The following is an 11,723-nucleotide window of genomic DNA, read 5'->3' as shown; positions in this document are numbered from 1 at the left end:
ACTTTCAACTTTAACTGACTCCCACAGAAAAAAAATACAAAGCTATTAGATCTCGAAACCCTTCATATTTAAATATTTTTCGCGCAACAGGAAAACACCATCCCCCACCTGATTTTATTAAAACCAAATCAGTTTTACATGTATACAACATAGAAGGATATCTAATCTCCACCTCCAAGTAATCATCACCAAGAGTATCCAGCCAATTGACCGTAACTCTGTCTACTACAGCATCATCAATTAGCACACCCTCCAATGTCTGCTTCATTCAGCGACTGTGCGGCTCAAGCGCCTCCCGCTCGTACGCTCTGGTAAGCCCTTCGACAGGCTCAGGGCGAACGGTGGTGGGGTTTGTTTTTGGGGATGGGGCTTTAGTTTGGTGGGGTTGGGTTGATTGTCTAGCTTAGGTAGGCTTCGGTTGTTATGCGGTGATGATGAACATTGTTACTGCAATCAAGTACACGAGGGCTACGCCTTTGAATGATGTTTTTCTGAATAGGTATGCCAGGCATAGAGCGGTGAATAGTGGAAAAAACCAGTACACAAGCAGAACGTATTCAGTGACATGCGCAGCGATGGTTTCCGTATAGGACTCCAGGAAGCTAAGGCGATCAAACGTCCTCGACGCGCTTCTGGCCAGAATGAAGAAGCCGTGACCCAGAAGGAGTAGTCGGATGATTGTGACTGCGACGTTGCCTGCTGCTTGGTCCCATTGTTTGAGTTTGGCGATGGCTTGTTTTATTTCCAATGTTTGGTCTTACCTCATGTTTTGAGAGCGCGGTGTTTTGCTTGAGCGCTCTGAAAAGCCCTTCGACAGGCTCAGGGCGAACGGTGGTGGGGTTGGTTTTTGGGGGATGGTTCTTTGTTTGGCGGTGTTGGGTTGATCGTCTAGCTGTGGTTGGGTTTCAGTTGTTATGCGGTGATGATAAACATTGTTACTGCAATCGAGTACACGAGGGCTACGCCTTTGAATGATGTTTTTGTGAATAGGTGCGTCGGGCATAGTGTGGTGGGTACTGGAAAAACGTCTTGTACGATGAAAACGCTCTAAGAAAAAAGTCCGGTGAAATTTGATCGGAACACCACTGACGGGCCTCTCATTCTCTGACATAAGAATTCCCTTTTTGGAACAGCAGGACGCCTGGTTGAAGCTCATGCTGAGCCGAGTCAATCAACCTCAGCGACCTGAGTCATTCAGTGATGGCCCGAGGCGACCGAACCACCTTGGCCGTCTGGCAGGACAATACTGACGTTCTGCATCATTCCTTGATCCTCATGGTCGAGAATGTGGCAATGCAGAACATATTCGCCGATATAGCGCTGGTAGCGGGTTCGCACCATCAGGGTGTAGATACCCTTTGGCGCCTGGACCGTGGGAATGAGACTTTTCACCCACAGGGTATCCTTCCACACCCCCTTCAATCCCTGATATTGGGGATCTGCAGCGCCGCTCGCGTCATCCACAGCGTCGGGAGCGCTGACATCCCGACCGTTAGAGTCGAGAATTTTGACAATTTGAAAAGGATTAACATGGATATGAAACGGATGGCTGGCGTACTGGGATTCCAGCACCCATTCATCCACTCCCCCCAGGGTCAAAAGCCGGTCTACCCGATCGGGGTCGTAGGGATTCGGGTCGATGGGCATGCCAGGCTCGGTTTTCGACATTCCCGTAAAGTTGCTGACTTCAAACTTCACATCGGACGTGGTCGTATCAATAAAAAATGTCAGCTCCTGCTTACCGGTGACTTCACTATCCGCAATATCCTGATGCGGCGTGAACCTGGTGAATTTCAAATCGTCCTGTAAGTCAGCCACAACGTCGTCGCGCACTGAAGCCGGCATAAATTTATTTGCGGAGGCGATCAAACGTTTCTTCAAGTATTCGTGAATGTCGTGAACGGTCTCGCCTGGGGCTACCTTCACCATCCCCAGGAGCTGTCTGCTTTCCGCCGTCTGAGAAACGCTGGCCGCCGCCTGGGCCGAGGTATCGATGACACAGTAATTACCATCATCGGGGAAGACCACCAAGGCATCGACACGATAGCCCGGCTGCAAGGTAGACAGTTTGGTTTGCCAGGCTTTGGCTCGGGTCAGTCCATCATCGGCGATAACATGATAAGGAATAGCATCGCCTGTGCAGTTATCGTTGATGTAGCGATCGGCGTCCTTCGCTTTAAGGGTATTGAGGCTACTCTCAGCGATGCTCGGTTTTAATTTGCGGAATTCCAGGCTGATGGTATCGCGCACGCCCGCATGAATCATCCGCCAGCGTTCAATCTCCCCCGCCTTGGCGGTGAAGACAGGTAAAATGACGCCGTTGATGCTTGTGTAACGGCCGGAATCTCCCCAGGAACCAGGGCCGAATTGATCGTAGGATTCAACACCGTAGATTGGATTTTCGACGGTCGCTGGACAATCCCACAGGACATTGCCGTCGCTGTCCTCCATTATCTGGCCATTTTCCAAGCAGGCGTACTGTATTTGTTGCAACACCAGGATGCGCTCCTGGAAGCTCTTTCCTTCGCTGTCTTTCAACAGCGTATCGATATCCCCATTGCTCGTTTTAGATGGCGGACGATCGCCGTGCATGATCAGTGCGCCCGCCATGCCACTGGAAACCTGTAATGCGGTTGATCCATGTAAATGCGTGTGGTACCAAAATGTTCCGGCAGGGTGATCAGGCGGAATATTGTATTCATACTGAAAACTGACGCCGGGATCGATTTTCAGCAGAACGTTGTCACTGTTTCCGGTGGGACTGATCCACAGACCGTGGGTATGCAGATTGGTGCCGTTAAAACAATGAGGATCATTGACGTCGCCATCGTGTTTGATACAGCTTGGATCGGCAGGTAGCTTATTATTCAATGTCACACGCACCGTATCACCGGGGGTTACCTCAATCGTTGGAGCGACAAAGGGACGGGTTGGACTGGTGTCGGTTCCTACATAACTGCGCAGGTGGACATTGTCATAACTGGCGGTGGCCGGATTGTACAAGCGGCTGTCGGTATAGACGATATTGAGATCCAGATGTCGTTCAGTACCAACCCTGGGCGACCCTGACGTGGGGATCGACTTCAGGTTGGTCGTCGCCAGGGGCGCGCCCTTTTTGAGTTCAAGCACTGGAGGATTCGAGATGCTGCGCCTGGATGTTTCTGCATGAACAGGCAAAACGAGTGCAAGCAGAATTAGATTTACCAGAATCCAAGTAATCCGGGTTGGCAATAACAATGGGTTACCAACTGCCCGCCGAACGATTCCACTCATGGTCCTCGCCTCCTTGGACGCATTCAGATAGATTGCAAATCACAAAGAGTGGCACGCGATCACTGCTCAAAGATTCGTGGCGCACTATTAACATGGCAATGATATTGGCATGTTAATCATCAGGCGCATGGACGCGCCTGCGCGGCGTTAAGCCGCGGGAGACAGGGCCTGACATATGCAGGCCCTGTCGTTGCAGACAAATAGAAGGAAGCTATTTGTCTGCCTGATTAATAATACAAAGATAGCAGTTCCACGAATGCCTGCATTGGATCACAACCAGGCATTGTCCTCCTGGTATTGACCAGTTTATTAGCACTCGTTCTTATGCGCTCTGGGAGGCCCTTCGACAGGCTCAGGGCGAACGGGGTACAGAGTATTGGCGCTGGGCGCTGGGCGCTGGGCGCTGGGCGCTGGGCGCTGGGCGCTGGGCGCTGGGCGCTGGGCGCTGGGCGCTGGAAAATCATATGGCTTTTCTGGGTTGTCTGTAATCGCTATTGAGCTGGGTTTGGCCGCTCTTGTTTCTGTTGCGCTTTTGTTCCTGTTCCTGTTCCTGTTCCTGTTCCTGATCTTAAAACTCTACGCCCAAGTTAAGTCCGTTTCGCGATTTAGCGGGTTTATTGGCGTGAGCCGCTTTTACCCTTCCCCTTCCAATAATCTTAGTAGCCTCGCCATGCACTCATCCAGTTGTTGGCGTTCTTGTGGGTTCAGGGGTTGCAGGATGTTGTGTTCGTTTTGTACGTGGGCGTCGACGGCGCGGTCGATGAGTTCGAGGCCTTTGGGGGTGAGTTGGACGAGTTTGCTGCGGGCGTCGTCTTTGTTGGCGGTGCGTTCGATGAGGCCGCTGGCTTCCAGGCGTTGCAGGCGGTGGGTCATGGCGCCGGAGGTGATCATGAGGGTTGAGAACAGGACTGTGGGGGCCAGGCAATAGGGTTTGCCGGAGCGTCTCAGGGTGGCGAGGACGTCGAATTCCCAGCCGGTCATGTCGAATTGACTGAAGGTGGCGTCCAGTCTGCGTTGCATGAGGGCGGCGCAGCGTTTCAGGCGGCCGATGGCGGCCATGGGGGTGACGTCCAGGTCGGGCCGTTCTGTGTTCCACTGTTGCAGAATCTTGTCTACAGCGTCGGGCGGTCGTTTTTCAGTCATCAGAGGCTCCTTTTATTTTATCTTGATATCAAGATTTATCTATGCAAAACTGATTTTATCTTGAATTGAAGATAAATGCATTGCTTAGCCGTAAATCAAGGAACCTGACATGTACGAGACCGTAAAAGACCTTATCGAAAACCGCGTATCCACTGGCCGTTATGACCCAGAGAAATCCCTGTCCGAAGAGCAGATCACCGAGTTGGTGAGACTGGCCACGCGCGCGCCCTCCGCTTACAACTTTCAGAACTGGAAGTTCATCGCTGTGCGTTCGCCTGAAGCGAAGGCCCGTTTACAGGCGGTTTCCTATGGTCAGAAGCAGGTGGTGGACGCCGCAGTGACTTTTATCATCTGCGGTACGCTGGCGGCGCATGAAGGTCTGGCCAGCGCGTTGCAGCCTTCCGTCGCCGCAGGTTTTCTGCCGCAGGCGTTCAGTGACGGCTGGGTTGCGCAAGCCAGTTCTTCTCATGAGAACAACCCCTCGCTGCAACGGGACGAAGCGTTCCGCTCCGCTTCCCTCGCCGCCATGACGCTGATGTTCGCTGCGCAAGGCATGGGGCTGTCTACCGGCGCCATGAGCGGTTTCGATTCGCAGGCGCTGGCGCAGGAGTTTGGGCTGTCAGAACGGGAGGCGCCGGTGATGTTGGTGACGGCGGGTTATCCGGCTGAAGGCAACTGGCCGCAGAAAGTGCGTCGCCCAGTGGAAGAGGTGATGGTGCTGGTGTGACCTTCGCCGTTTCATTTTTTTCTTTATCAACATGGCAATGATATTGGCGTGTTAATTATCAGGCGCATAAATGCGCCTGTGCGGCGGTTGGCGGCCACGGGAGACAGGGCCTGATATGTGCAGGACCTGTCGTTGCAGACAAATAGAAGGAAGCTATTTGTCCGCCAGGTTAATAGCCCCTTAAGTTTGTAATAGCCCATGCCACGCCTATATTTATAAAACGTGCGTTTTTGGCGTTCATGTAAGGGAATTTATGTGAGCAGGAAACCCAATCATAAGGCTGGAAGGAACAGCTTCAAGTCGGAATCCGACAGCCGGGTGCGCGCTATTGTCGAAGCGGTGGCGGACGGCATCATCACCATCGACAGCCAGGGCGTCGTTGAATCCTTCAACCCTGCGGCGGAGCGCATCTTCGGCTATGACGCGGAAGAAGTCATCGGCCGCAACGTGCATATGCTGATGCCCTCCCCCTTCCGCGAACACCACGACAGTTACCTCACCAATTACCTGCAAACCGGAAACGCGCAAATCATTGGCGTGGGCCGTGAAGTGCTTGGTTTGCGCAAGGACGGCAGCCTGTTCCCTCTTGATCTGGCGGTGACGGAAATGCTGGTGGAAGGACGCCGTATGTTCACCGGCGTAGTACGCGACATCAGCGAGCGCAAAGCCTCCGAATTGGCTCTGAAGGATCGGGAAGCCCGCGTCCACGCTATCGTGGATACCGTCGTTGACGGCATCATCACCATTGATGGAACCGGTCTGATCGAAACCTTCAATCCCGCGGCGGAGCGCATCTTCGGCTATGCCGCCAGGGATGTGATCGGCGCCAATGTCAGCATCCTCATGCCAGAGCCTTACCATAGCGAACATGACGGCTATATCGCCAAATTCATGCAGACTGGAGAAGCCAAAGTCATCGGCATCGGCCGCGAAGTCACCGGCCGCCGCCGCGACGGCTCCACCTTTCCCATGGATCTGGCGGTGAGCGAAATGACGGTCGACGGCCGCCGCAAGTTCACGGGCGTGGTGCGGGACATCAGCGAACGCAAAAAAATGGAGCGGCAGAAGGACGAATTTGTGGCGACCGTCAGCCATGAACTGCGCACTCCGCTAACCGCGATCGGCGGCGCGCTGGGACTGGTTCTGGGACAGTGTGGAGAGCAGTTGCCGGAGAATGTGCGCAAAATGCTGCAGGTCGCCTACCGCAACTGCGGCCGCCTTACCCTGTTGATTAACGATATTCTGGAAATTGAAAAACTGGAGTCCGGCGCCCTTAAATTTGAGCTGGAGGACCTTGATCTGTCGAGTCTGGTGCAACGCAGCCTGGAGGACCACAAGGAATTCGCCGGTAAATACCAGGTGCAACTTCGTTACTCCGGGCCGCCAACGGGTTCCTGCGTGCATGCCGATGAGCGACGCATTCATCAGGTCATGTCTAATCTGATCTCCAACGCGGTGAAATACTCTGTCCGGGGCGGCTCCGTCGAGATCTCCGTCAGCGGACGGCAAAACACACTGCGCGTTCATGTCAAAGATTACGGCAAGGGCATTCCCGAAAACTTCCACGGCCGCATCTTCGAGCGCTTCGCGCAGGCGGACAGTTCCGACACCCGCGCGCAAGGCGGAACCGGGCTGGGCCTCAGCATCGCCAAGGCCATCGTGGAGCATCATGGCGGCGAAATCGGTTTCTCCACCAAGGCGAACGAGGGGACGGAATTCTATTTCGACCTGCCCATGAAGCGTAGCGAAAAGAAACGCAAAACCCGGCGACACCCTTGCGCGCTCATCTGCGAAGAAGAACCGGATCTGGCCAACCTGCTGGCGAAGGCGGTGCAGGCCGAAGGGCTGTGTTGCGAAATCGCCGCCGACGCGGCGACGGCGTTACGTCGCCTTGACGAAAATGACTACTGTCTGCTGGTCGTCGACACGAATCTGTCTGACGATGGCGGCTTCACCCTCTTGAGAAGCCTGCGCCATGTCCCCGGCTCCGACCAGCTGCCTTTGCTGGCGATTACGGAGGACGGCTACAACTCGGAGGCGGACCCGCGGCTGGAGAGCGTCGGCGTCAAGCCATTGGCCTGGCTGAGTCGCACGCATCCGGACCTTGGACAATTCCGCACCGCCATTCACCAGGTTCTTTTGAAGCAGAACCGTCCCTGTATCCTGCATGTAGAAGACGATCCCGATCTCACTCAGATCGCCCGCACGGTGCTGGAGGAGATCGCCGATATCCACCAGGCGAGTTCTCTGGAACAGGCGCAGCGAATGCTAAGGGAAATAAAGTTTGATCTGGTGATACTGGACCTGGAATTGCCGGACGGCTCCGGCGCTGAACTGCTGGAGGAAATCAACTCGGAGGAAACGCCTGTGGTTATTTTTTCTTCCTATCCCCCTTCGCCGCAGCTATCCGGCAAAGTGCAAGCCACCCTGATCAAAGCCGTGGCGGACAACGCCAAACTGAGAATGACCGTGCGCAACTTGCTGAATATTCAGGAACAGGATCTGGCGTAGGATAACGCCGGAGGTCCCTTTACCGATTCAGCCATACTAATTCAGCCAGCGTTACTGGTTCAGCCCGTAGCGCTGCAGCAGGTGACGCCAGTCAGGATGACCATTGAGCGCCGCCCATTGAGTTTCCATAAAATCCCTCACCCCCTTAAGCCCTTTCGTCACCAGCATCTTACGCTGGTATTCCTGGTGCGGTTGTTTGGAAATATAAAGCTGCGCGCCCACCTCTTCATTCGCCATCAGGTAAAACAGTTCCTCCCGGGGAATCATAGTGACCTCAATACGCCGCAACAGGAGCTTGCCAAAGTTACTGGAGAATGAAGACGCGTTTTCCCGTTGAATGCGCCCCGCTTCCACCAACTCGTCGATGCCGATATAGCGGTGCCCCAACACGCCGCCGAAGCTTTTGCCGATCAACGACTCCGGGCCGTGGTATTCCACTGGACGCAGCTTCAGAGAAACAATTTCATTGCGCCCCGTTACCACTCCGTGGGTCCAATCGTAATGTTCCTCCTGGCTATCGCCGAACCAGGACGGATTCACCCAGGCCACCACCGCCTGATCGCCCCGCTCCAGGTAGCTGTCTATGCGTTTTCTGGGCAGACTCTGGGGCTCAAAACGCCATTTGCCGCCGCTGAGTTTGCTGAATTCCGCGCACATAATGCTGGTCAGATCATAGCCGTCGCTATGCAGGCCGTAAGGCGGCGAGGTGTAATAGGTCCACACCGGCACGACGATTTCTGCGCGGGTATATGCGCATGCCGTCAGACCTATCCATAGCGTCAGCCCGAATAGTCTCCACATAGACGGTCAATCCTTGGAGTCAGTTTTTCATCTGTGTCACTGGTTTCCAGACGCTTTCCCGGTGCTTTCCCGAGCTCAGGGCTTCAAACCATATTTATCCAGCAGCGCCCGCCACTCCCCGTCTTCGTTCAACGCCGGCAGTTGCGCGTTGATGAAATCCCGCGCCGCCTTCAGCTTCTGCGTCGTCAGAATCTTGCGTTCATATTGCTGATGGGGTTTGGAGGAGATAAAGAGTTTGTCGCCCAGATTGCCTTGCGAGACCATGTAAAACAGCTCGCCCCGTGGAATCAGCATAGCGTCGAGGCGGTTACTCAACAGCTTGTCGAGGTTCTTGGAAAATGACGTGGTGTCCTCGCGCTTGATGCGGCCGGACTGCGCGAGATCGTCGATCCCGACATAATGATGCCCCGCCACGCCGCCAAAGCGTTTGCCTTCCAGAGACTCAGGGCCGGTATACTCCACCGGATTTTCCCGCAGGGACACGATCTCATTAGCGCCCCAGACGACGCGATGGGTCCAGGCGTACCTGGTTTCATCCTTATCCTGAAACCACAGAGGGTTCGCCCATAGCACCACTCCCTGCTCCGCCCCGCTTTCCAAGTAATGATTGATGCGCTTACGGGGAAGGTACTGGGGTTTGAAAACCCATTCCCCGCCGCTTTTCTCCGTCAGCACCCGACACAGGGTAGACGTGAGATCATCGCCCTTGGGGTCAATCGCAAAAGGCGGCGAGTCATAGTAGGTCCACACCTGAACCGTCGTTGCAGCCTGAGCCAGAGCGCCGAATACAATACCTGACAGCCCGACCAATACAGCGGAAATAAAAGAACGTCGCATACCTTCCCCCATGTCAGTTAAACCCAATCAACCAATGGCGAAGTGTGAACAATAAGTATAGATCAGAGTGAAACGGCGGCATGTCGCCTACCTGTACCACATAAGCGGCAGAGCGAGAAATGCATCGACCCGTCGGGGTTGGGAAGACAAAAAAGCCGCATGGGCGAAGATGGGCCGCATGCGGGGATGAAGCCAGGTGAAGCTGGCCTGTTCTCCTCCTTGAGCGCAGGCCGCAGCGCCGATTACAAGACGCTGGAATTAAAATTTGTAGCCAACGCCGACCATGTACACCAGCGGATCGATATCCACGTCGGTTTTGATCTGCGCGCCGGAATCCAGGTCGATGGTGGCGGTGGTGTCGATGCCGATCTTCCAGACCGCGGCGTTAACCACCAGGTTATCGGTCAATTGATAGTCAACGCCCAACTGGAACGCCGCGCCGAAGGAGTTGTCCAGCTTGATCTTGCCGTCGCCCATGGCGTCTTTGAAATCCGTTGTCAGCTCTTCATCAAAAAACAGGGTGTAGTTCACGCCAACGCCCACATAGGGCTGGAACGCTGAACCGGCTTCCATCGGGTAGTACTGTACGCTGACGGTGGGAGGAAGGTGCGTGACCTCCGCGGTTTTCAGGTCGTCGCCCAGACCATGGGCGGTTACATCATGAGTAAATGGAGTCGCCGCCAACACTTCCAAACCAATATGCTCGCGCAACATGTAGGTGAAGGTCAGACCCAGCTGTGTATCGTTATCCACTGAAACGCTGGTTCCGTCTACGGAAGTCCCATTCACGCGCAGGGTTGAGCTGTCATCCTGGGGGTCCACCATCGCGGCGCCGACACGCAGCACCATATCTCCCGGCTGGTGCGCCATCGCGGAACCCGCGCAAGCCAACAGTCCCAGAGCCAACATAGATTTACTTAGCTTATGCATAACTTACCCCTACTCTTCACATTCAACTGCAAAATTAAGAATTGATGACGGGGCGGGAGTCTATGCCTTTGCCGGCGAAGAATTATGATTTGGATCAAGTGATTAGGGGTGACGGGACGCAGCCCGGGTCAGCTTTGACCCAGATCAACGGAAACGCTCTTTCCGCGACGCCCGGCAGACGTCTCGTTATCTTGCGATAGCGCCTAAGCGTGCTATACGTTGTTTAACAGAATAAGAGAAGAAAGGATGCGGCCATGGAATCCATTATCGATTTTTTCACCGGCAAGGGTTTCATGCCCCATGGACACTGCTATCTCTGGAAGCCCGGCATACTCTGGCTGAACATCAGCTCCGACGCGCTCATCGCCCTGGCTTACATGACCATCCCGATTACGCTGATTTACTTTGTCCGAAGACGCAAGGATGTGCCGTTCAATTGGATGTTTCTGTCCTTCGGCATCTTTATTTTGGCCTGCGGCGCCACCCATATGATGAATATCTGGGTGACCTGGTATCCCGCCTATTGGCTGAACGGCGTGATAAAGGCGGTCACCGCGGCGGCGTCAGTGATAACCGCCTTACTGCTGGTGAAGTTGGTTCCTATCGCACTCTCTATTCCCAGTCAGGCGCAACTTTCCCGCATTAATAAGGAGTTGCAGCGTTCAAACGAAGAGCTGCAGGAAACCAATCGCAAGCTGGAGGAAACGCAACGCCAGCTAATGCAAAGAGAAAAGATGGCCGCCCTGGGCCGTCTGGTGGCGGGCGTCGCCCACGAAATCAACACGCCTATCGGCGTTATCGTCACCGCCGCCACACTGCTGACAGAAGAAACCGACCGCTTACACAAAAACTACGTCAGCGAGAACCTGTCGGAAGAAGCGTTTACAGACTATATCGACGCCGCCCGCGACTCCTCTCGTCTGATCACAACCAACGCAGGGCGCGCCGCCAGCCTGATCCAGTCTTTCAAGCAGGTCGCCGTCGACCAGTCCGCCGGCGAAGAACGGCGCTTTAATCTTTCCCAATACCTGTATGAGATCGTCACCAGCCTGTCTCCCGCGCTGAAAAAGGCGTCCTCCAGCGTCAGCATCAAAGGTCCGCAGGAACTGGAGATCTACAGCCATCCTGGCGCTCTATCCCAGATTTTGACTAACCTTATATTAAACTCACTGACGCACGGCTTCGACGGAGGCGGGGGGGTCGTGGATATTCGCTTTGATGTCGTGGGAGACCAGATTGAGTTGCGGGTGTGCGACAACGGCGTGGGCATTCCTGAATCCTCGCGAGACAAAGTTTTTGAACCGTTTTTCACCAGCAAACGTAATGAAGGAGGTAGCGGCCTGGGTCTGCATATTCTTCACAGCCTGGTGACCAACGTCTTGAACGGGAAAGTAAGAATAGCGGATACCGACGCCGGACAGGGTGTCGCCTTTGTGATTGAGTTCCCCAGGAACAGCGACGAAAAACACCACCGTGACAGTGACTTTACAGCCTGACAGTA

Annotated in this window: 9 protein-coding genes; 3 read left to right on the top strand and 6 right to left on the bottom strand. The window is 54.5% G+C overall.

Features of this window, described 5'->3' with window-relative positions; translation table 11 throughout:
* Nucleotides 1-421 precede the first annotated feature (421 nt).
* From EUZ85_RS16865 to EUZ85_RS16855, 3 genes are all read right to left on the bottom strand, one after another.
* On the bottom strand, nucleotides 422-748 hold the full coding sequence (locus EUZ85_RS16865) for a hypothetical protein (protein WP_129498746.1): 327 nt from the start codon (nucleotides 746-748) through the stop codon (nucleotides 422-424).
* A 446-nt stretch (nucleotides 749-1,194) separates the two neighbouring features.
* Nucleotides 1,195-3,129, bottom strand: a complete 1,935-nt coding sequence (locus EUZ85_RS16860; RefSeq protein WP_241567062.1) for a multicopper oxidase family protein — start codon at nucleotides 3,127-3,129, stop codon at nucleotides 1,195-1,197.
* A 777-nt stretch (nucleotides 3,130-3,906) separates the two neighbouring features.
* The gene (locus tag EUZ85_RS16855) at nucleotides 3,907-4,416 is read right to left on the bottom strand and encodes a MarR family winged helix-turn-helix transcriptional regulator (RefSeq protein ID WP_127970387.1); all 510 of its coding nucleotides are present in this window, start codon (nucleotides 4,414-4,416) and stop codon (nucleotides 3,907-3,909) included.
* Between the two features lie 109 nt (nucleotides 4,417-4,525).
* Here EUZ85_RS16855 and EUZ85_RS16850 point away from each other — a divergent pair, with 109 nt between their 5' ends.
* Nucleotides 4,526-5,143 (top strand): nitroreductase family protein, encoded by a 618-nt coding sequence (locus tag EUZ85_RS16850; RefSeq protein WP_127970386.1) that lies wholly within the window; start codon nucleotides 4,526-4,528, stop codon nucleotides 5,141-5,143.
* 255 nt (nucleotides 5,144-5,398) lie between these two features.
* Nucleotides 5,399-7,654 carry a PAS domain S-box protein gene (locus EUZ85_RS16845; protein WP_164887271.1) on the top strand — a complete coding sequence of 752 codons (2,256 nt, stop codon included), beginning with the start codon at nucleotides 5,399-5,401 and terminating at the stop codon, nucleotides 7,652-7,654.
* A 51-nt stretch (nucleotides 7,655-7,705) separates the two neighbouring features.
* On the opposite strand, the gene EUZ85_RS16840 is transcribed toward EUZ85_RS16845, so the two are convergent.
* From EUZ85_RS16840 to EUZ85_RS16830, 3 genes are all read right to left on the bottom strand, one after another.
* Nucleotides 7,706-8,455 (bottom strand): amino acid ABC transporter substrate-binding protein, encoded by a 750-nt coding sequence (locus EUZ85_RS16840; RefSeq protein ID WP_206618082.1) that lies wholly within the window; start codon nucleotides 8,453-8,455, stop codon nucleotides 7,706-7,708.
* Nucleotides 8,456-8,530: 75 nt separating this feature from the next.
* The gene (locus tag EUZ85_RS16835; protein WP_127970384.1) at nucleotides 8,531-9,292 is read right to left on the bottom strand and encodes an ABC transporter substrate-binding protein; all 762 of its coding nucleotides are present in this window, start codon (nucleotides 9,290-9,292) and stop codon (nucleotides 8,531-8,533) included.
* Between the two features lie 258 nt (nucleotides 9,293-9,550).
* Nucleotides 9,551-10,222 carry an OmpW family protein gene (locus tag EUZ85_RS16830; protein WP_127970383.1) on the bottom strand — a complete coding sequence of 224 codons (672 nt, stop codon included), beginning with the start codon at nucleotides 10,220-10,222 and terminating at the stop codon, nucleotides 9,551-9,553.
* A gap of 254 nt (nucleotides 10,223-10,476) precedes the next feature.
* Between EUZ85_RS16830 and EUZ85_RS16825 the strand changes: the two genes are divergently transcribed.
* Nucleotides 10,477-11,718: a sensor histidine kinase gene (locus tag EUZ85_RS16825; RefSeq protein WP_127970382.1), complete on the top strand. Its 1,242-nt coding sequence runs from the start codon at nucleotides 10,477-10,479 to the stop codon at nucleotides 11,716-11,718.
* Nucleotides 11,719-11,723: the final 5 nt, after the last annotated feature.

It is taken from the genome of Hahella sp. KA22 (assembly GCF_004135205.1).
GTDB lineage: Bacteria > Pseudomonadota > Gammaproteobacteria > Pseudomonadales > Oleiphilaceae > Hahella.
This window is presented reverse-complemented; position numbering and strand designations above follow the sequence as displayed.